At 71.2% G+C, this 20,388-nt stretch carries 18 protein-coding genes; 11 read left to right on the top strand and 7 right to left on the bottom strand.

Annotation, left to right across the window (positions count from 1 at the left end):
- Positions 1-325 precede the first annotated feature (325 nt).
- The gene (locus ACFU95_RS07595; RefSeq protein ID WP_383823171.1) at positions 326-1,243 is read right to left on the bottom strand and encodes a zinc-binding alcohol dehydrogenase family protein; all 918 of its coding nucleotides are present in this window, start codon (positions 1,241-1,243) and stop codon (positions 326-328) included.
- A 100-nt stretch (positions 1,244-1,343) separates the two neighbouring features.
- On the opposite strand from ACFU95_RS07595, the gene ACFU95_RS07590 reads away from it, so the two are divergent.
- A complete protein-coding gene (locus ACFU95_RS07590) occupies positions 1,344-1,781 on the top strand; it encodes a MarR family winged helix-turn-helix transcriptional regulator (RefSeq protein ID WP_383823168.1) in 438 nt (145 codons plus the stop codon).
- A gap of 19 nt (positions 1,782-1,800) precedes the next feature.
- Positions 1,801-2,328 carry an isochorismatase family protein gene (locus ACFU95_RS07585; RefSeq protein ID WP_383823165.1) on the top strand — a complete coding sequence of 176 codons (528 nt, stop codon included), beginning with the start codon at positions 1,801-1,803 and terminating at the stop codon, positions 2,326-2,328.
- A gap of 154 nt (positions 2,329-2,482) precedes the next feature.
- On the opposite strand, the gene fdhD is transcribed toward ACFU95_RS07585, so the two are convergent.
- Genes fdhD through ACFU95_RS07560 form a run of 5 tightly spaced genes read right to left on the bottom strand, consistent with a single transcriptional unit; the run spans position 2,483 to position 8,965 of the window.
- Positions 2,483-3,346 carry a formate dehydrogenase accessory sulfurtransferase FdhD gene (gene fdhD / locus ACFU95_RS07580; RefSeq protein ID WP_383823162.1) on the bottom strand — a complete coding sequence of 288 codons (864 nt, stop codon included), beginning with the start codon at positions 3,344-3,346 and terminating at the stop codon, positions 2,483-2,485.
- Between the two features lie 24 nt (positions 3,347-3,370).
- The gene (locus ACFU95_RS07575; RefSeq protein WP_383823160.1) at positions 3,371-4,231 is read right to left on the bottom strand and encodes a 2Fe-2S iron-sulfur cluster-binding protein; all 861 of its coding nucleotides are present in this window, start codon (positions 4,229-4,231) and stop codon (positions 3,371-3,373) included.
- Complete coding sequence (locus ACFU95_RS07570) at positions 4,228-6,051, bottom strand: NADH-ubiquinone oxidoreductase-F iron-sulfur binding region domain-containing protein (RefSeq protein WP_383823157.1); 1,824 nt, start codon at positions 6,049-6,051, stop codon at positions 4,228-4,230. Before ACFU95_RS07570 ends, ACFU95_RS07575 begins: the two co-directional genes overlap by 4 nt.
- 6 nt (positions 6,052-6,057) lie before the next feature.
- Positions 6,058-7,983, bottom strand: coding sequence for a molybdopterin oxidoreductase family protein (locus ACFU95_RS07565; RefSeq protein ID WP_383823154.1), 1,926 nt, complete (start codon positions 7,981-7,983; stop codon positions 6,058-6,060).
- Between the two features lie 10 nt (positions 7,984-7,993).
- Positions 7,994-8,965 carry a 2-dehydropantoate 2-reductase gene (locus ACFU95_RS07560; RefSeq protein WP_383823151.1) on the bottom strand — a complete coding sequence of 324 codons (972 nt, stop codon included), beginning with the start codon at positions 8,963-8,965 and terminating at the stop codon, positions 7,994-7,996.
- Between the two features lie 260 nt (positions 8,966-9,225).
- On the opposite strand from ACFU95_RS07560, the gene ACFU95_RS07555 reads away from it, so the two are divergent.
- The 4 genes from ACFU95_RS07555 (at position 9,226) to ACFU95_RS07540 (ending at position 12,579) form a co-directional block, all read left to right on the top strand.
- The gene (locus ACFU95_RS07555; RefSeq protein WP_383823148.1) at positions 9,226-10,557 is read left to right on the top strand and encodes an OFA family MFS transporter; all 1,332 of its coding nucleotides are present in this window, start codon (positions 9,226-9,228) and stop codon (positions 10,555-10,557) included.
- Positions 10,538-10,672 carry a hypothetical protein gene (locus tag ACFU95_RS07550; protein ID WP_383823145.1) on the top strand — a complete coding sequence of 45 codons (135 nt, stop codon included), beginning with the start codon at positions 10,538-10,540 and terminating at the stop codon, positions 10,670-10,672. The genes ACFU95_RS07555 and ACFU95_RS07550 overlap by 20 nt, the downstream gene beginning before the upstream one ends.
- Before the next feature lie 149 nt (positions 10,673-10,821).
- On the top strand, positions 10,822-11,760 hold the full coding sequence (locus tag ACFU95_RS07545) for a beta-ketoacyl-ACP synthase III (RefSeq protein WP_383823143.1): 939 nt from the start codon (positions 10,822-10,824) through the stop codon (positions 11,758-11,760).
- A gap of 141 nt (positions 11,761-11,901) precedes the next feature.
- On the top strand, positions 11,902-12,579 hold the full coding sequence (locus ACFU95_RS07540) for a GntR family transcriptional regulator (RefSeq protein ID WP_383823140.1): 678 nt from the start codon (positions 11,902-11,904) through the stop codon (positions 12,577-12,579).
- 103 nt (positions 12,580-12,682) lie between these two features.
- Here the strand turns inward: ACFU95_RS07540 and ACFU95_RS07535 are convergent, their stop codons facing one another.
- Positions 12,683-13,240, bottom strand: coding sequence for a DUF4231 domain-containing protein (locus ACFU95_RS07535; protein ID WP_383823137.1), 558 nt, complete (start codon positions 13,238-13,240; stop codon positions 12,683-12,685).
- A gap of 270 nt (positions 13,241-13,510) precedes the next feature.
- Between ACFU95_RS07535 and ACFU95_RS07530 the strand changes: the two genes are divergently transcribed.
- The 5 genes from ACFU95_RS07530 (at position 13,511) to ACFU95_RS07510 (ending at position 20,376) form a co-directional block, all read left to right on the top strand.
- Positions 13,511-14,692 (top strand): ROK family protein, encoded by a 1,182-nt coding sequence (locus ACFU95_RS07530; protein WP_383823657.1) that lies wholly within the window; start codon positions 13,511-13,513, stop codon positions 14,690-14,692.
- A gap of 118 nt (positions 14,693-14,810) precedes the next feature.
- The gene (locus ACFU95_RS07525; protein ID WP_383823134.1) at positions 14,811-16,334 is read left to right on the top strand and encodes a sugar ABC transporter ATP-binding protein; all 1,524 of its coding nucleotides are present in this window, start codon (positions 14,811-14,813) and stop codon (positions 16,332-16,334) included.
- Positions 16,331-17,350 (top strand): ABC transporter permease, encoded by a 1,020-nt coding sequence (locus ACFU95_RS07520; RefSeq protein ID WP_383823131.1) that lies wholly within the window; start codon positions 16,331-16,333, stop codon positions 17,348-17,350. The genes ACFU95_RS07525 and ACFU95_RS07520 overlap by 4 nt, the downstream gene beginning before the upstream one ends.
- A 50-nt stretch (positions 17,351-17,400) precedes the next feature.
- The gene (locus ACFU95_RS07515) at positions 17,401-18,438 is read left to right on the top strand and encodes a substrate-binding domain-containing protein (protein ID WP_370266252.1); all 1,038 of its coding nucleotides are present in this window, start codon (positions 17,401-17,403) and stop codon (positions 18,436-18,438) included.
- Between the two features lie 612 nt (positions 18,439-19,050).
- Complete coding sequence (locus ACFU95_RS07510) at positions 19,051-20,376, top strand: Gfo/Idh/MocA family protein (protein WP_383823128.1); 1,326 nt, start codon at positions 19,051-19,053, stop codon at positions 20,374-20,376.
- The last annotated feature ends 12 nt before the right edge of the window (positions 20,377-20,388 follow it).

Genomic DNA, 20,388 nt, shown 5'->3' with positions numbered 1-20,388 from the left:
GCTGTAGGGCTGTGGGGGTTGATCGCGCCCCGCGGCGGAGCCGCATGATGACCCAGCCCCGGGGGCGCTCGGGGGGGGTTCCCTTCCTTCGTTTTTTTTCCCCCCCCCCCACCCCCCCCCTTCCTCTCCCCCCGGCGCTCCCCCCCCCCCCGACGAGGGCAGCTCTGAGACGTGCGCGAACTCTTGACGGCATGGTGCGGCCCGCCCTTCATCGTCTGGTCATGTGTCCAGGCATCTGAACATCCGGACATCCCACGTCCAAGGTGCGCATCACAGACGTTAGTTGGGCTGTCGCACACATCACAAGAACCGTGCACGTGTCACGTCACGGACGGAGTACTACTTTCCCCCGGTTGGCCCGCGCCTCAATGGCCGCGTGCGCCGCAGCGGCCTCCCCCAGTGCGAACACTCCGTGCACGGCGGGCGTCAGAACACCCTCGGTGAAGAGCTTCCACAGCTCCCGCCGCCACCGCTCGTACAACTCCGGCTCCTCCCGGGCGATCCGCGCCATCTGGAACCCGACGACGGACTTCGCGCCCACGAGAAGGTCGTACGCCCGAATGGTCCCGCCGCCCGAGCTGTACGCCACGAGCCGCCCGCCCGGGACGAGTGCGGCGAGGGCCGCGGTGAGCAGGTCACCGCCGACGGCATCGAGAACGTAGTCGACGGGAACTCCCCAGTCGTCGTCCGTGTAGACCACCGCCTCGTCGGCGCCGAGGCCGAGCACGAAGTCCGCCTTGGCCGGATCGGACACCGCGCCGACGACTCGCCCGGCACCCCGCGCCCGCGCCAGCTGCACGGCGAGCTGCCCCACGCCGCTCGCCGCCGCGGTGACCAGCGCCGCCTCGCCCGACTCGGGCCGGGCGGCCTCCAGTGCGCCGAGCGCGACCAGGCCGCTGCGGACGAGGGCGACGGCATCGGTGGCGGTGGCCGTCTCGGGAATCGGGGAGGCCATCGCCTCGTGCAGAAGGGCGTAATCGGCGTACCCGTGCCCGAAGCACAGCCCCGTCACGCGGTCGCCGGCGCCGAAGCGGCTGACTCCGGCGCCCACGGCCACGACCCCGCCGGCGATCTCGCCGCCCAGCGGGACGGGCTCGGCGGCCTCGGTGACCTTGCGGACGACGGGGAGCGTCACACCGATCGCCTCGCAGCGGACGAGGAGCTCACCCGGGCCGGGTTCGGGGACGGGGGCCTGCTCCAGGAACAGGGGGCCGCCGGTGGAGTCGTAGCGGACGCGGCGCATCACACCTCCGGAAGTCGTTGGGATGACCCATGGTCTCTGCGTGGCTGACGCTATCGACAGACCGTTGGGAAGTCCAACGACTTCCCGGTAGGGTGCCGGTATGCCCGAAGCCCCGCTCCCCGCGATCCGGTCCCTCCCCAGCTGGCTGCTCGGCCGCGCGGCGGCCCGGGGTCGTTCCCTGGTGGCCGAGGCGCTGGCGGCGGAGGGCGTGAAGATGTGGCACCACGTCGTACTCTCCGCCGTCCGCGACCTGGCCCCCGTGGCCCAGGCGGATCTCGGCCGCGGCGTCCGACTCGACCCCAAGGACCTGGTCGGGATCCTCAACGACCTCCAGGTGCGGGGCCTCGTGGTCCGTGAGCCGGATCCGAACGACCGCCGCAAGAACGCGGTCTCCCTCACCGACGCGGGCGCGCGCCTGCTGAAGCGCTGCGAGAAGGTGGCCCGCGAGGCCAACGAGGCGCTCCTCGCGCCGCTCTCGGCGGCGGAACGGGACCGTTTCATGGACCTGTTGATCCGGATTTCCGGTACGCAGAGCTGACGACGGATAACGTTCCGTCATGACCGCTGCGCTCACGCTCGAACCCGCCCGCACCGCCCTCCTGCTCGTCGACCTGATGGACCGCGTCGTCGCGCTCCCCCTGGAACCCCGAAAGGGCGGCGAAGTCGTCACCACCTGCGAGGAGTTGGCGGCCTCCTTCCGCTCGGCGGGAGCCGCCGTCGTCCTCGTCCGCGTCGAACGCACCGGCGTCGCCGAGCAGCCGTCCGGCAGCGGACTGGTGCCGGGGCTCCTGGCGGACGACGACATCGAGATCGTGAAGCGGACCATCGGCGCCTTCCAGGGCACCGGCCTGGACGAGCGCCTCCGCCAACGCGGGATCACCACGCTGGTGTTCGGCGGCATCGCCACCAACCTGGGCGTCGAGTCCACCGCCCGGGCCGCCGCCGACCTCGGCTACGACCTGGTCTTCGTCGAGGACGCGATGGCGGCGTTCACGGCGGCGGAGCACGAGGCGTCGGTGCGGCTCGACTTCCCGAGGCTGGGATCGGTGGCGCGCGCCACGGACGTGACCTTCTCATCCCCCTGAGTCGGGCCGACCAGCTCACACCGACGCCGGGCGAGTGCCCACCGACCCGCACTGTCCGCCGGACACCGACCGGGCCGAACAGCGGGGCCCCTACAGGCGCAGGGGGCGCTCCCCGCCGTTCAGGGCCCCGCCGGCGTGCCGCGGGGGAACTCTCTCAGCCCTGGGCGGCCGCGGCCCGCAGGGCGATGCGGTCCTCACCCGCGTACACGTTCATGGAGCTGCCCCGCAGGAAGCCCACCAGCGTCAGCCCCGTCTCCGCGGCCAGGTCCACCGCGAGCGACGAGGGCGCCGAGACGGCCGCCAGGACCGGGATGCCCGCCATCACGGCCTTCTGGGCGAGCTCGAAGCTGGCCCGCCCCGAGACCAGCAGGAGGGTGCGGGACAGCGGCAGACCGCCGTTCTGCAGGGCGCGGCCGACCAGCTTGTCGACCGCGTTGTGCCGGCCCACGTCCTCCCGTATGTCGAGCAGCTCGCCGTCCTCGGTGAACAGGGCGGCCGCGTGCAGACCCCCGGTCCGGTCGAAGACCCGCTGGGCCGCGCGCAGCCGGTCGGGGAGGCTCGCGAGCAGGTCGGGGTCGATCCGGACCGGGGGAGTGTGGCCGCCCCGTGTGTCGTCGATCGGCCACCGGGCGGTGGTGCGGACCGCGTCCAGCGACGCCTTGCCGCACAGCCCGCAGGACGACGTCGTGTACACGTTGCGTTCCAGGGTGATGTCGGGGATCACCACCCCGGGCGAGGTCTGCACGTCCACCACGTTGTAGGTGTTCGAGCCGTCCGCCGTGGCGCCCGCGCAGTACACGATGTTCCGCAGGTCGGCCTGCTCCGCGAGCACGCCCTCGCTCACCAGGAACCCGGCGGCGAGCGCGAAGTCGTCGCCGGGCGTGCGCATGGTGATCGCCAGCGGCTTGCCGTTGAGGCGGATCTCCAGAGGTTCCTCGGCGACGAGCGTGTCCGGGCGGGTGGAGACCACCCCGTCCCGGATCCGGATCACCTTGCGTCGTTCCGTGACTCGTCCCATGTTCCCGTCCCCACCAGTTACTGATCAGTCCCGGTTCTGTACGTGCTGATAGCCGAAGCGGCCCTTGATGCACAGGTTGCCGTGGGTCACCGGATTGTCGTGCGGCGAGGTGACCTTCACGATCTCATTGTCCTGCACGTGCAGGGTGAGGTTGCAGCCCACACCGCAGTACGCGCACACCGTGGTCGTCTCGGTCTGCGCCGACTCGTCCCACGTGCCCGCCGCCCGCATGTCGAACTCGGACTTGAAGGACAGGGCGCCGGTCGGGCACACCTCGACGCAGTTCCCGCAGTACACGCACGCCGAGTCGGTCAACGGGGCGTCGTGCTCCACCGCGATCCGGGCGTCGAACCCGCGCCCGGCCACGGAGATCGCGAAGCTGTTCTGCCACTGGTCCCCGCACGCGTCCACGCACTTGTAGCAGAGGATGCACTTGTCGTAGTCACGCACGTACAGCTCGTTGTCGACCCTCGGCTCCTCGCCCAGCCGCGCCGCGTCCGGGCCGAACCGGTCCGGTTTCGCCTCGTACTCCTTGATCCACCCGGCGACCTGCGGGGTCGTCGACAGGTCGACCGACGACGCGAGCAGCTCAAGGACGATCTTGCGACTGTGCCGGGCCCGCTCGGTGTCGGTCCTCACCTCCATCCCCGGTTCGGCCTTGCGCGAGCAGGCAGGGACCAGCGTCCGCGCCCCCTCGACCTCGACGACGCACACACGGCAGGCGTTCTTCGGCCGCAGCGTGTCCCCCTCGCACAGGGTCGGGATGTCCTTCCCGGCCGCCCGGCAGGCGTCGAGGATCGTCGATCCCTCCGCCCCGCGCACGGGCTCCCCGTCGATGGTGAACTCCAGCAGCCGGCGCGGGATCCCCAGCGGTACCACGGTCATTCGTACGCCCCCAGACGGTCGATGGCGGATTCCACGGCGTTCCACGCGGTCTGCCCGAGACCGCAGATCGAGGCGTCCCGCATGGCGCGGCCGACCTCCCTGAGCAGGGCGATGTCGTCGGCGGCCGCCGCACCCGTGCGCTCCACGATCCGGTGCAGCGCCTCCTCCTGCCGTACGGTCCCGACCCGGCACGGCACACACTGACCGCACGACTCGTCCCGGAAGAACTCGGCGATCCGCAGCAGCAGCCGCGGCAGCGGGACCGTGTCGTCGAAGGCCATGACGACGCCGGAACCGAGCGTCGTACCGGCCTCCCGCGTGCCCTCGAAGGTGAGGGGGATGCCCAGCTCGTCGGGCCGTACGAAGCCGCCGGCCGCGCCGCCCAGCAGCACCGCCCGCAGCCGCTCGCGCACCCCGGCCAGCTCCAGCAGCTCGCCCAGCGTCGCGCCGAAGGGGAGCTCGTAGATGCCGGGCCGCTCCACACTCCCGGACACGCAGAACAGCTTCGGACCGGTGGACCTGTCCGTGCCGATCGCCGCGTACGCCGGTGCCCCCCTCGTCAGGACGGGCAGCACATTGACCAGCGTCTCCACGTTGTTCTCCACCGTCGGCTTGCCGAACAGCCCCTTCTCCACCGGGAACGGCGGCTTCGAGCGCGGCTCGCCCCGGTAGCCCTCGATGGAGTTGAACAGAGCCGTCTCCTCACCGCAGATGTACGCCCCCGCGCCCCGCCGGATCTCGATGTCGAAGGCGTAGCCCTGACCGAGGACGTCGTCCCCGAGGAAGCCACGCGCGCGTGCCTGGGCGATGGCGTGCTCCAGGCGCTGCAGGGCGCGCGGGTACTCGCCGCGCAGATACAGGTAGCCCTGGTGGGCGCCGGTCGCGTACGCCGCGATCGTCATCGCCTCGACCAGCGCGTACGGGTCCCCCTCCATGAGCACGCGGTCCTTGAAGGTGCCCGGCTCGGACTCGTCGGCGTTGCAGACGACGTAGTGGGGGTGGTCGGGCTGCGACGCCGTGGCCTGCCATTTGCGGCCGGTGGGGAAGGCGGCGCCGCCACGCCCGACCAGGCCGGAGTCGGTGACCTCGCGGATGACCCCGGCCGGGCCCAGCTCGAAGGCCCGGCGCAGGGCCGTGTAGCCGCCGTGGGCGCGGTAGTCGTCCAGCGAGGAGGGGTCGACGGCTCCGACGCGCCGGAGCAGGGTCAGCGAGGGGTCCCCGGCCTGCGGTACCGCCATCGCCGCCGACGGCTCCTCCGGCGCAGAGTCCGGCGCGCTCGCGGCGAGAACGGCGTCGTGCACGGTCGCCGGTGCCGAGACCGCCGTACGCACCGGATCCCCGGCCTTGACCGCGAGCGCCGCCGGAGCCCGTTCGCACAGCCCCAGACACGGGCTGCGCTCGACCGACACCCCGCTGCCGGCCCCGAGCCGTGCCTCGATCCCGGCGCACAGCTCACTCGCCCCGGCGGCCGCGCACGCGAGGTCCGTGCACACGTGGAGCACGGTCGCGGGGCGTGGCCCGACCGAGAACATGGCGTAGAAGGTGGCCACGCCGTACGCCTCCGCCGGCGGCACCGTCAGCCGCCGGCACAGGTAGTCGAGGGCGCCCTCGCTGATCCAGCCGATCCGGTCGTTGATCGCGTGCAGCCCCGGCAACAGCAGGTCGCGGCGGTCCCGGGCCTCGCGCCCGCCCCGGGCCCACCTCAGGTCGGCGTCGGATCGGTCGGCGCCCTCCCAGGACGACTCGGGCGGGCCGAGGAGGGCGTCGACGGCCGCCCGTTCGTCGTCCGTCGGTTTGCTGTCACCGAAGTGCAGGTCCACTTGAGGTCACCTCACGATGGTCGCGACGGGGAGCTTCTCGATCCGGATCGCCGACGCCTTGAACTCCGCCGTCCCCGCGATCGGGCAGTTCGCCTCGATCGTGAGCTGGTTGGTGTCCACCTCGTCGGGAAAATGCATGGTCATGAAGGCCAGGCCGGGCCGCAGCGCGGTGTCGATCCACACCGGCGCGACGACCGACCCGCGCCGCGAGGTCACCTGGACCTCCTCGCCGACCACCACCCCGTACCGCTCGGCGTCCTCCGGGCACAGCTCGACGAACTCGCCCCGTCGCAGCGGGGACGCGAAACTCCCGCTCTGCACACCGGTGTTGTACGAGTCGAGCCGCCGCCCGGTGGTGAGCCGGACCGGATACTCCTCGTCGGTGAGGTCGACCGGGGGATCGTGCTGGACGATCCCGAACGGCGCCGGCACACCGCGCTCGCCCGGGTCCTTCTCCCACAACCGGCCGTGCAGATACGTCGGTTCCAGCCGCTCGGTGCTCGGGCACGGCCACTGGATGCCCTGGTGCTCCGCCAGGCGTTCGTACGTCATGCCGTAGTGGTCCGGCGAGACGGACCTGAGCTCGTTCCAGACGGCCTCGGCGTCCGCGTACTTCCAGTCGTGGCCGAGTCGCGTCGCCAGCTCGCAGAGGATGTCGATGTCCTCGCGCGCCTCACCGGGCGGAGTGACCGCGCGCCGGACCCGCTGCACGCGCCGCTCGCTGTTGGTGGTGGTGCCGTCGGTCTCGGCCCACCCGGCGGTCGCGGGGAGGACGACGTCCGCCAGCTGGGCCGTCTTCGTCAGGAAGATGTCCTGGACGACGAGGAAGTCCAGCTGCCGCATGCGGCGTACGGCCTGCTCGCTGTCCGCCTCGGACTGCGCCGGGTTCTCGCCGATGCAGTAGACGGCCTTGAGCGTGCCCTCCTCCATGGCCTCGAACATCTGGGTGAGGTTGAGCCCGTAGTGGGGCTGGATCACGGTGTCCCAGGCCGACTCGAACTTCAGACGGGTGTCGGCGTCCAGGATGTCCTGGAAGCCGGGCAGACGGTTCGGGATGGCTCCCATGTCGCCGCCGCCCTGCACGTTGTTCTGGCCGCGCAGGGGTTGCAGGCCCGAGCCGTAGCGGCCCACGTGCCCGGTCAGCAGGGACAGGTTGATCAGGGCGCGGACGTTGTCGGTGCCGTTGTGGTGCTCGGTGATGCCGAGGGTCCAGCACAGCTGGGCGCGCTCGGCACGGGCGTAGGCGTGGGCCAACTCCCTTATGGCGGCGGCCGGTACGCCCGTCACCTTCTCGGCCAGCGACAGCGTCCAGGGCTCGACGAGCGCCTTGTACTCCTCGAAGCCGGAGGTCGCCCGCTCGATGAACGCCTCGTTCGCCAGGCCCGCCTGGATGATCTCGCGGCCGATCGCGTGCGCCATCGGGATGTCGGTGCCGACGTTCAGCCCCATCCAGCTCTCCGCCCACTCGGCGGTGGAGGTACGGCGCGGGTCGACGGCGTACATCCGGGCGCCGTTCCTGATCCCCTTCAGCACGTGCTGGAAGAAGATCGGGTGCGCGAATCGGGCGTTGGAGCCCCACATCACGATGACGTCGGTGTGCTCGATCTCCTCGTACGAGGAGGTGCCGCCGCCGGATCCGAAGGCCGCCGACAGGCCCGCCACGCTGGGCGCGTGGCAGGTGCGGTTGCAGGAGTCGACGTTGTTGGTGCCCATGACGACGCGGGCGAACTTCTGTGCCACGTAGTTCATCTCGTTCGTGGCCCGGGCGCAGGAGAACATGCCGAAGGCGTCCCGGTTGCGGGCCAGGCCCTCGGCCGCGCGGTTCAGGGCCTCCTCCCAGCTCGCCCGTCGGAACGGCTCGTCGCGGGAGTCACGGACGAGCGGGTGGGTCAGCCGGGTGTAGTTCGTCGGAGTACGGTCGCGTTTCCTCATTCAGCACTCCTCATGCGGCGCTCCTCAGCGCGAGCAGGTCCGAGATGGCGTGCACGGTGCGCAGGGTGGGCACCTCCACGCCGGTGATCTCCGCCAACTCGACGACGGCCGCGAGGAGTACGTCGAGTTCGAGCGGCTTGCCGCGCTCCAGGTCCTGGAGCGTGGAGGTGCGGTGGTCGCCGACCCGCTCGGCGCCCGCGAGGCGGCGCTCGATGGAGACGCCGACCTCGCAGCCGAGGGCCTCGGCGACGGCCAGGGTCTCGGCCATCATGGTCTCGATGACCTTGCGGGTGCCGCCGTGCAGGCACATCTGCCGCATGGTGGCGCGGGCCAGCGCGCTGATCGGGTTGAAGGAGATGTTCCCGAGCAGTTTGAGCCAGATGTCGTTGCGCAGGTCCGGCTCCACCGGGCACTTCAGGCCACCGGCCACCATGGCCTCGCTGAGCGCGAGACAGCGCCGGGAGACGCTGCGGTCGGGCTCTCCGACGGAGAACCGGGTGCCTTCCAGATGCCGTACGACACCGGGTCCTTCGAGTTCGGTGGCGGCGTAGACGACGCAGCCGACGGCCCGTTCGGGCGCGAGCACCGCACTGACCGCGCCGTCGGGGTCGACACTCTCGACGCGGTGGCCGTCGTGCGGGCCGCCGTGCCGGTGGAAGTACCACCAGGGGATGCCGTTCTGGGCGGCCACGACCGCCGTGCCGTCGTGCAGAAGGGGCTCGATCAGCGGCCCGCACGCCGCGTACGAGTTGGCCTTCAGACCCAGGAAGACGTAGTCGACCGGGCCGACTTCGGCCGGGTCGTCGGTCGCGTGCGCGCGGGCGGTGAAGTCGCCGCGCGGACTGAGCACCCGCACCCCGTGCCGCCTCATGGCCGCGAGATGCGGTCCACGGGCGATGAGGTGCACGTCGGCGCCGGCGCGATGCAGCGCGGCTCCGACGTAGGCGCCGATCGCACCGGCGCCGAGGACTGCAACTTTCACTTCGGAACGCTCCGTTCGGTCGAGGGAGTACCGCGGAGGTGGCTGGGAAGTAGCGCTCGATCAGGTCGAATCTCGTCGACTGAATATTGTCTACAGTATGGATAGGGGGTCAGCAAGGGGTCGCGCACGGCGTTCGACGAGGCTTTCCGGTCACTTTCCGGACAGTGTTCGACCGTTCGGCGCGCCCTGGATACCGCTCACCGCATACGGTCGACGCGCCGACTTCTCAACTTCCGGCTTCCTCCCTACCGTTCGGGATCATGAGTCCACCGGTCGCACCCCCGGGATGGAGCCGCTGGCTGGTTCCCCCCGCCGCTCTCTCCGTCCATCTCTCCATCGGCCAGGCCTACGCCTGGAGCGTGTTCAAGCCGCCGCTCGAATCAGCCCTCGGCCTGAGCGGCACCCAGAGCGCGCTGCCGTTCCAGCTCGGCATCGTCATGCTCGGTCTGTCGGCCGCGTTCGGCGGCACGCTGGTGGAGCGCAACGGGCCGCGCTGGGCCATGACCGTCGCCCTGATCTGCTTCTCGTCCGGCTTCCTGCTCTCCGCGCTGGGCGCCGCCACCGAGCAGTACTGGCTGATCGTCTTCGGCTACGGCTTCGTCGGCGGCATCGGCCTCGGCATCGGTTACATCTCGCCGGTCTCGACCCTGATCAAGTGGTTCCCGGACCGGCCCGGCATGGCCACCGGCATCGCGATCATGGGCTTCGGCGGCGGCGCCCTCATCGCCTCGCCCTGGTCGGCGCAGATGCTGGAGTCGTTCGGCAGCGACAGCTCCGGGATCGCGCTGGCGTTCCTGGTGCACGGGTTGTCGTACGCCGTCTTCATGCTGCTGGGCGTGCTGCTGGTCCGGGTGCCGCGCACCGAGAAGCCGGTCGGCGACGGGCCCAGTGCCGTCGACGGACCGCAGGTGTCCGCCCGCAACGCCGTGCGCACGCCGCAGTTCTGGTGTCTGTGGGTGGTGCTCTGCATGAACGTCACCGCGGGCATCGGCATCCTGGAGAAGGCCGCGCCGATGATCACGGACTTCTTCGCGAACACCTCCGCCCCGGTGTCGGTGTCGGCCGCCGCCGGCTTCGTCGCCCTGCTGTCCGCCGCCAACATGGCGGGCCGGATCGGCTGGTCGTCCACCTCGGACCTGATCGGACGCAAGAACATCTACCGTTTGTACCTGGGCGTCGGCGCGCTCATGTACGGGCTGATCGCGCTGGCCGGTGACTCGTCGAAGCCGCTGTTCATCCTGTGCGCGCTGGTGATCCTCTCCTTCTACGGCGGCGGCTTCGCGACGATCCCCGCCTATCTGAAGGACCTCTTCGGGACCTACCAGGTGGGAGCCATCCACGGGCGGCTGCTCACCGCCTGGTCCACGGCCGGCGTCCTCGGACCGCTGATCGTGAACTGGATCGCCGACCGGCAGGAGGAGGCCGGCAAGGACGGCGCGTCCCTCTACACCCTGTCCATGTTCATCATGATCGGGCTGCTCGCCGTGGGCTTCGTCGCCAACGAACTCGTCCGGCCCGTCCACCCCCGCCACCACGTTCCCGCCCCGGCGTCGAAGGAGAAGGAGGCCGCCGATGTCCAGCGACAGCAGTAGCGGTCCGACCGGCCGGCGGGGGCTGATCGCCTTGGCCTGGGTGTGGGTCGGGGTGCCGCTCGCGTACGGGCTCTACGAACTCGTACAAAAGGCGACGCAGCTGTTCACCGGGTAGGCGTTCGTCAGGTGTTCGGGCGTCCGAGGGCCTGATGGAAGCCGACAACTCGGGCGCCCGTTTCCTGTGGCATCACGTGCACCCGTACCCGTGAGTCACTGATCAGACTGGTGAATCCCGCTACCCGAGGCCCGAGGGGATCACCATCGATGAACGGCTCGCGCATCGCCGCAGTCGGCCACTATCAGCCCGCCAGGGTGCTCACGAACGCAGAACTGGCGGGCATGGTCGACACCAGTGACGAGTGGATCACATCCCGGGTGGGTATCCGCACGCGACACATCGCCGGGCCCGACGAGCCGGTCGACGAGCTGGCCGCGCACGCCGCCGCCAAGGCGCTCGCGGCGGCGGGCCTCGCACCCGGCGACATCGATCTGGTCCTGGTCGCCACCTCCACCGCCATCGACCGCTCCCCGAACATGGCCGCCCGGGTCGCGGCCCGCATCGGCATCCCCTCGCCCGCCGCGATGGACGTCAACGTCGTGTGCGCCGGTTTCACCCACGCCCTGGCCACCGCCGACCACGCGGTCCGGGCGGGGGCCGCGTCGCGGGCGCTGGTGATCGGCGCCGACAAGATGTCCGACGTGACCGACTGGAGCGACCGTACGACCTGTGTGCTGGTGGGCGACGGGGCCGGTGCGGCCGTCGTGGAGGCGTCCGACGAGGCCCGCATCGGGCCGGTGCTGTGGGGTTCGGTGCCCGAGATGGGGCACGCGGTGCGCATCGAGGGGCAGCCGGCGCGGTTCGCCCAGGAGGGGCAGAGCGTCTACCGCTGGGCGACGACGCAGCTGCCGGCCATCGCCCGCCGGGCCTGCGAACGGGCCGGTCTCGCTCCCGAGGACCTCGCCGGAGTCGTCCTGCACCAGGCCAACCTGCGCATCATCGAACCCCTCGCCCAGAAGATCGGCGCGGTGAACGCCGTGGTCGCGCGCGATGTCTCCGAGTCGGGGAACACCTCGGCGGCGAGCATTCCGCTGGCGTTCTCCAAGCTCGTGGAGCAGGGGCGGATCTCGACCGGCGATCCGGTGCTGCTGTTCGGGTTCGGCGGGAACCTGTCGTACGCCGGGCAGGTCGTCCGCTGTCCCTGACACCTGTGTGACGTGGCCAACTCCTCGGTGCCCTGGCCTTTGTGCGCCGTAGACTGTAGACGAAAGACAATCGATACTGGCTTTCCAGTGACGATCGGCTACCGGATGCAGTCGCCCGGCGTTCGCCCAGGAGGGGAACCGATGTTGTCGACAGGACTGCCGCAGGGTGCGGTGCCCAAGCTCGAACGGCCCGGTCCGCTGCGCGACCGCGTCTACGAGGCGCTGCTCGAACTCATCACGACCCGCGCGCTCCAGCCGGGCCAGCACCTGGTCGAGAGTGAACTGGCAGGTCACCTCGGCGTGTCCCGGCAGCCGGTGCGTGAGGCGCTCCAGCGGCTGAACACCGAGGGCTGGGTCGATCTACGGCCCGCGCAGGGCGCGTTCGTGCACGAGCCCACGGAGGAGGAGGCCGACCAGCTCCTCACCGTCCGTACGCTCCTGGAGGCCGAGGCCGCCCGGCTCGCCGCCGCTCATGCCGACAGCGCCGGTATCGCGGCCCTGGAGGAGCTGTGCGCGGAGGGCGAGAAGGCCGTCGCCGCCGACGAGGTGGACGCCGCCGTCGCCCTCAACGCCCGCTTCCACGCGAAGATCATGGACCTCGCGGGCAACGCGGTCCTCGCCGAGCTGGCGGCCCAGGTCGACCGCCGCGTCCGCTGGTACTACACACCGGTGGCCCGCCAGCGCGGCCAGCAGTCCTGGATCGAGCACCGCGGGATGATCGCCGCGATCACCGCCCGGGACGAGCAGCGCGCGACGCAGCTGATGCGGGAGCACACCGAGCACACGCGCCGGTCGTACCACGCGCGGGCCAAGTCCTGAGATTCACCGCGGAGTTCAGGGCCGATGTCCAGGACCGGCGTGTTCAGGACCGGGGTGTTCAGGACCGGCGTGGTCAGGGTCGGGGTGGACGTCTCGTGCACGGTCATGGCAGCACGTTGTTGCCGGTGGTGTCCGTGCGCGGGCTCGCGAGCTGCGCCCAGGTGCCCATCTCCCGCTGTTCGATGCGGGTGACATGGGCGGCGAGCGTCCGGTCCCGGGTCTCGGGGTCGGCGTAGGGCTCGGCGCCGGTGTAGTAGAGGCGCCGTTCCGCCTCGACGGCCTCGCGGGCCTCGCTGAAGCGCAGGTGGTCGTCCTGCCAGTGGAACACGGACCGTAGACCGGTGATCACCACGACGACGCCGCCCAGCACGGCCGGCACCGCCGCGTTGCCGGGTGAGATCACCGCCGAGACCGGGATCGAGGCGGAGACGAGCAGCAGCAGCGTCTCGGCGAGCCGGAAGCAACGCCGGGCCCGCATGGCCGCGTTGCGATACCAGTCGTACGACCCGTTCGCCACGCGCATCGCGTAGCCGGGGCCGGTGTCGGGCGCACCGCCGGACCGCGGGGGAGTGCCCGGCGCGGGTGGCGAAGGCGCGGGGCCGGCGGCGCCGTGGCCGTCGGGCGTCGGTACCGGTTCGTCGGACGAGGATCCCTGAGCCATCCGCGCTCCCCCCAAAGCACTCCAGTCGGTAGGAAAAGGCTAGCCAAGCCGGCCCCTCCGGACTCCCACCGTGCACAGGGACGATCGGCGACAGGTGTCGTACGCGATCTCTTCTTTGTCCTGTGAGTGGAGAAAGTTGACGGCAATCTCTGCGCAACTTCTTCCCACCTCCGGCGGCCGCTGCTACGTTCCCCTCGAAAGCAGGCCACCTAGGTGGCCGAAACCCGGCGCGCACAGGCCGAATGAGGCGGGGAGGGGCTCGTGAGACGGATGACGGCGCGACCCGCGAACGCCCATCAGGCACGCCTGCTCAAGCTGTTGCGCGACGGCGGACCCAACTCCCGGGCCCAGCTGGGCGATCAGATCGACCTCTCACGGTCCAAGCTGGCCGTGGAGGTGGACCGTCTGCTGGAGACGGACCTGGTGGTGGCTGACGGACTCGCCGCCTCGCGCGGCGGCCGCCGCTCCCACAACGTCCGGCTCAACCCCGGGCTGCGCTTCCTCGGCGTCGACATCGGCGCGACCTCGGTCGACGTCGCCGTCACCAACGCCGAACTGGAGATCCTCGGACATCTCAACCAGCCCATGGACGTACGCGAGGGACCGGTCGCGGTCTTCGAGCAAGTCCTGTCCATGGCGGCCAAGTTGAGGGCCTCCGGGCTCGCGGAAGGGTTCGACGGCGCCGGCATCGGCGTCCCCGGGCCGGTCCGCTTTCCCGAGGGTGTCCCGGTCGCTCCGCCGATCATGCCGGGCTGGGACGGCTTCCCGGTGCGGGAGGCGCTCAGCCAGGAACTCGGCTGCCCGGTCATGGTCGACAACGACGTGAACCTCATGGCGATGGGGGAGCGGCACGCGGGTGTGGCACGCTCCGTGGGCGACTTCCTCTGCGTCAAGATCGGCACCGGCATCGGCTGCGGCATCGTCGCGGGCGGGGACGTCCACCGCGGTGTCACCGGCAGCGCGGGCGACATCGGACACATCCAGGCCGTGCCCGACGGCCGACCCTGTGCCTGCGGCAACCGGGGTTGCCTGGAGGCCCACTTCAGCGGGGCGGCCCTCGCCCGGGACGCCGTGGAGGCGGCCCAGCAGAGACTCTCCGTCGAACTGGCGACCCGGCTGGAGGCGAACGGCACCCTGAGCGCCGTGGATGTCGCGGCCGCGGCCGCCGCGGGCGACGCCACCGCGCTCGACCTGATCCGCGAGGGCGGCAACCGCGTGGGCCAGGTCATCGCCGGACTCGTCAGCTTCTTCAATCCGGGCCTGGTGGTGATCGGCGGCGGGGTGACCGGCCTCGGCCACAACCTGCTCGCCGCGATCCGCACCCAGGTCTACCGCCAGTCGCTGCCGCTGGCGACCGGCAATCTTCCCATCGTCCTGGGGGAGTTGGGCCCCACCGCCGGAGTCATCGGCGCGGCCCGCCTCATCAGCGACCACGTGTTCTCACCCGCGTAAGCCACCCGCTCCACCCGGCTCACCCGCACCACGCGCTGCTCCGCCCCGCCCCTTCCGTCCTGACCTGTCCTGCCCTGCTCTGCCCTGAACCGGCCCGCACGCCCGCCAAGGGGACCTCATGGCACCAGAACCACCGCTGCTCAGCATGTCCGGGATCACCAAGTCGTTCCCCGGAGTCCGCGCCCTCGACGGCGTCGACCTCGACGTCCAGGCCGGTGAAGTGCACTGCCTGCTCGGCCAGAACGGCGCCGGCAAGTCCACCCTCATCAAGGTCCTCGCCGGCGCACACCAGCCCGACACCGGCACCATCCACTGGCGCGGCGAACCGGTCACGCTCCGCTCGCCCATCGCCGCCATGCGCCTCGGCATCGCCACCATCTACCAGGAACTCGATCTGGTCGAGCATCTGTCGGTGGCCGAGAACGTCCACCTCGGCCACGAACCCACGGCCGCAGGATTCGTCGTACGCGGCAAGGTCGCCCGGTCCTCAACCGCGCAGCTCCTCAAGCGACTTGGACACCCGGAGATCGATCCGGCGCGTCTGGTCGGGGAGCTGTCGGCGGCGCAGCAGCAGATCGTCTCCATGGCGCGGGCGCTCTCCCACGACGTACGGCTGATCGTGATGGACGAGCCGTCCGCCGCCCTCGATCCGGACGAGGTCGACAACCTCTTCCGAATCGTCGGCGACCTCACCGCCGCCGGAGTCGCCGTCGTCTACATCTCGCACCGGCTGGAGGAGATCCGCCGGATCGGCGACCGGGTGACCGTGCTGAAGGACGGGCGGGCCGTGGCGGTAGGGCTCCCGGCGAAGGCGACGCCGACGCGCGAGGTCGTGGCGCTGATGACGGGACGCAACGTCGAGTACGTCTTTCCCGAGCGGCCGGCGAAGGACGCCGCGACGGACGGGAAGCCGCTGCTGGAGGTCCGGGGACTCGCCCGGGACGGGGAGTTCGAGCCGCTCGACCTGAGCGTGCGGCCCGGCGAGATCGTCGGGCTCGCCGGGCTGGTGGGCTCGGGGCGCTCCGAGATCCTGGAGACGATCTACGGGGCGAGGAAGCCCAGTGCCGGTCACGTCCGGGTGGACGGGCGCGAGTTGAGGCCCGGCAGTGTGCGGGCCGCGGTGCGCGCCGGGCTCGGCCTCGCGCCCGAGGAACGCAAGGCGCAGGCGCTGCTGATGCTGGAGTCCGTCACCCGCAACGTCTCCGTCTCCTCCATGTCCCGTTTCTCGCGCGGCGGCTGGATCGACCGGGCCGCCGAACTGGGGGCCGCGCGGGCCGCGACGCGCGAGCTGTCGCTGCGGCCCGACAACCCGAACGTGCCGGTCCGCACCCTGTCCGGCGGCAACCAGCAGAAGGCCGTCCTGGCCCGCTGGCTGCTGCGCGGCTGCCGCGTCCTGCTGCTGGACGAACCCACCCGCGGCGTCGACGTCGGAGCCCGCGCCGAACTGTACGCAGTCGTACGGCGGTTGGCCGACGAAGGTCTCGCCGTCCTGCTGGTCTCCAGCGAAGTGCCCGAAGTGCTGGGCCTCGCCGACCGCGTGCTGGTGCTGCGCGAAGGGCGCGTCGTCCACACAGCACCGGCCCGTGAACTCGACGAACACCGCGTACTCGACCTCGTCATGGAAGGAAGCCCGGCGTCATGACGCAGCACGCCTCCCCGCCTCGGGACAGCACCGGCAAGGTGCCGTCGGCCGGTGCGCCGCCCGCCTGGCGCGGCCACCTGGCCCGCGCCGACGTGCGCACCCTCTCTCTGCTCGGTGTCCTCGCCGTACTGGTCCTCATCGGTGGCATCACCAAGCCGGACGAGTTCCTGGACACCCGCAACCTCCAACTCGTCCTCACCCAGGCCTCCGTGATCGGCGTCGTCACCGTCGGCATGACCTTCGTCATCATCTCCGGCGGCATCGACCTGTCCGTCGGCGCGATCGTCGCGCTCGCCTCGGTGTGGGCGACGACGGTCGCGACCCAGGAGTACGGCTTCGTCGGCATCCTGTTCACGGCGGTGATCGTCGGTGTGGGATGCGGGCTGGTCAACGGAATGCTGATCGCGTACGGCGCGATGGTCCCGTTCATCGCCACGCTCGCCATGCTGGCCTCGGCGCGTGGACTCGCCCTCCAGATCACCGACGGCAAGACGCAGATCGTCACCATTCCCTCCGTACTGGACCTCGGCGAGCGCGACGCCTACGTCCTCGGCATCCCGCCGCTGGTCATGGTGTTCGCAGTCGTGACGATCATCGGCTGGCTGGTCCTGAACCGCACGACCTTCGGACGCCGCACGGTCGCCGTCGGCGGCAACGCGGAGGCGGCCCGGCTCGCCGGCATCGACGTCCGCCGTCAGCGGCTCTACCTCTACCTGCTGTCCGGACTGTGCTGCGGCATCGCCGCCTTCCTGCTGATCATCCTCGCCGGCTCCGGCCAGAACACCAACGGCAACCTCTACGAACTCGACGCCATCGCGGCCGCGATCATCGGCGGCACCCTGCTCAGCGGGGGCCGCGGCACCATCACCGGCTCGGTGCTCGGCGTCCTGATCTTCACCACGATCACCAACATCTTCGCCCTGAACAACCTCCAGAGCGACGTCCAGCAGATCGCCAAGGGCGCGATCATCGTCGCCGCCGTGCTGGTCCAGCGCCGTACCGCGAGCACGACCTGAGGGCCGTACCGCTTCCTGCTCAGCAAGACCTGAGGAAAGGGTTCACCGCCATGCCAGAGCTCACCAGTCGCAGAGGGCTGCTGTTCGGATCCGCCGCCATAGGAGCGGGTGCCCTCCTCGTTGGGTGCACGAGCAACGAGTCCGGCGACGAGCCGGCCGCGAACGACCAGCCGGCCGCCGACGACAAGCCAGGCAAGGAGGTCACCATCGGCTTCGCCGGACCGCAGGCCGACCACGGCTGGCTCAACGCCATCAACGACAACGCCAAGAACCGGGCCAAGAAGTACTCGGACGTGACCCTGGAGATCACCGAGGGATCGAACGACACCGCCGCGCAGATCGGCCAGATCGAGACGCTGATCAACAAGAAGGTCGACGTCCTCGTGGTGCTGCCCGCCGACGGCAAGGCGCTCACCCAGGTCGGCCTGAAGGCCATGCGGGCCAGGATCCCCGTCGTCAACCTCGACCGGGTCTTCAACTCCCCGCAGGCGTACCGCTGCTGGATCGGCGGCGACAACTACGGGATGGGGCTGAACGCCGGTCACTACATCGGCGAGAAGCTCAAGGGGAAGTCCGACGCCAAGGTCATCGAACTGGCCGGGCTGGACAACCTGGAGCTGACCCAGCAGCGCACCCAGGGCTTCGACGACGCCCTGAAGAACTACCCCAACATCAAGAAGGTGGCCCGTCAGGCGGCCGAGTTCACGGTCGAGTCCGGGCAGGCCAAGATGGCCCAACTCCTCCAGGCCCAGTCGAAGTTCGACGCCCTGTGGAACCACGACGACGACCAGGGCGTGGGCGCGCTGCGGGCCATCGAGCAGGCCGGGCGCGACGACTTCCTCATGGTCGGCGGCGCGGGCGCGCTGTCCGCGTTCCAGGCGATCAAGCAGGACAACGGCGTCCTCAAGGCGACCGTCCTGTACCCGCCGACCATGGCCGCGTCCGCCATCGACCTGGCCCGTGCGCTGGGTCAGGGCAAGGGTGTCGGCGGCATGGCCGAGTTCGAGATCCCGGCCTCGATCACGCTCTACTCGGCGGTGGTCGACAAGGACAACGTCGACCAGTACATGCCCACCGGCTTCAAGTGAGGCGCACCCTGTCCGGCGGGGCCGAGGCGTCCGTCGGGCAGGGCGGGGAGTGTCCAGCGGATCGAGCCGACCAGGGCGCGGTATCTGACACTGGCCGACCGGGCGGGGTCGAGGAGTCCGGGCGGTGGGGTCGTGGGGCCGAGGGGCCGTATGACCGAGTGGCCCCGGGGCTGGGTGGCCGTGCGGCCCCGTGGCCGTATGTGGGCCGGGCGCCGTGGTACGGGGGGCCGCGGCGGCCGGGACCGGGGTGCTCCGGCGGCTCGGGTCCGGGTGGCCGAGGTGGCCGAGCTGGCCGGGACCGGGAAGCCGGGACGGCCGGGGCTGGGCGGCCGAGGTGGAGGGGCTCGGGAAGCCGAGACCTTCGAGCCTGGGGCGTTCGGGCAGCCGAACCTCGGGAGCTCACGTGGCCGAGGCCGGGGAGCCGTACGTCTGCGGCGGCCGACGCCGCAGACCGGGCGGCGGCGAACGCCGTGGAACACCCGACGGTGACCACCGCACCGCGACGGGCCACGGCCGTAGCTCCGGCGAGACCCGAGCAGTCAGGACGGCAACGATCCGCAGGACGCCCCCCGCAACCCCCCACCGCGGCACGACGACGAGGAGGACTATCGCATGGGAGAGCCGCAGCAGCCCGACGGGGCCGAGGCGCAGGCAAGGGCCACGGTCACCGAGGCGGGCGTGCCAGGGCCCCCGGTCGGAGCGGGCGTGACCGGCCCCGCGGCCGAGACCGGGGCCGAGGCGTCCCCGCCCGGCACGGCGGCAGGAAAGCAGCCGCTGCGCGTCGGCATGGTCGGCTACGCCTTCATGGGAGCCGCGCACTCGCAGGGCTGGCGCACCGCGGGCCGGGTCTTCGACCTGCCCCGCAGCCCGGTCCTGGCCGCGATCTGCGGGCGGGACGCCACCGCCGTGCGGGCGGCGGCCGAGCGGCACGGCTGGGCGACGGCCGAGACCGACTGGCGTGCCCTGATCGCGCGGGACGACATCGACCTCGTCGACATCTGCACCCCCGGCGACAGCCACGCCGAGATCGCGCTCGCGGCGCTGGCGGCCGGCAAGCACGTCCTGTGCGAGAAGCCCCTCGCGAACAGTGTCGAGGAGGCCGAGGCGATGACGACGGCCGCCGAAGAGGCGTACACGCGCGGCCAGTTGGCGATGGTCGGCTTCAACTACCGGCGGGTGCCCGCCACCGCACTCGCCCGCAGCATGGTCGCCGAGGGCCGCGTGGGCCGCCTGCGCCATGTGCGGGTGACATACCTCCAGGACTGGCTCGTGGACCCGCGGGCCCCGTTGACCTGGCGGCTGCGCAAGGAACTGGCCGGTTCGGGCGCGCTCGGCGACCTGGGCGCCCACATCATCGACCTCGCGCAGTACCTGGCGGGGGAGCGGCTCACCGGGGTGTCCGCGGTGACGGAGACCTTCGTCAAGGAACGGCCGCTGCCCGGCGGGGCCGTGAAGGGGCTGTCCGCCGTCTCGTCCGAGGACGCCACCGGACAGGTCACCGTCGACGACGCCGCCCTGTTCACCGGCCGCTTCGGCTCCGGCGCCCTCGCCTCCTTCGAAGCCACCCGCTACGCCACCGGCCGCAAGAACTCCCTGCGCATCGAACTCAACGGCGAGCACGGCTCGTTGGCCTTCGATCTGGAGCGCCTCAACGAACTCGCCTACCACGACGGCACGGAACCCGCGGCCCACGCCGGCTTCCGCCGCATCCTGGTCACCGAGCCCGACCACCCCTACCTGGACGCCTGGTGGCCCCCGGGCCACGGACTCGGCTACGAGCACACCTTCGTCCACCAGGCCCGCGACCTGGTCCACGCCATCGCCGAGGGCCGGCGGCCCGAGCCCTCCTTCGCCGACGGGCTGCAGGTGCAGCGCGTGCTGGCGGCGGTGGAGGAGAGCGCCGCGAAGAACTCCGTCTACACCCCGATCGCCGTCTGACCCATCCCGACA

It is taken from the genome of Streptomyces sp. NPDC057623 (assembly GCF_042800355.1).
In the GTDB taxonomy this organism is placed as follows: domain Bacteria; phylum Actinomycetota; class Actinomycetes; order Streptomycetales; family Streptomycetaceae; genus Streptomyces.
The sequence above is the reverse complement of the archived record's forward strand: the minus strand, read 5'-3'. Positions and strand labels throughout refer to the sequence as shown.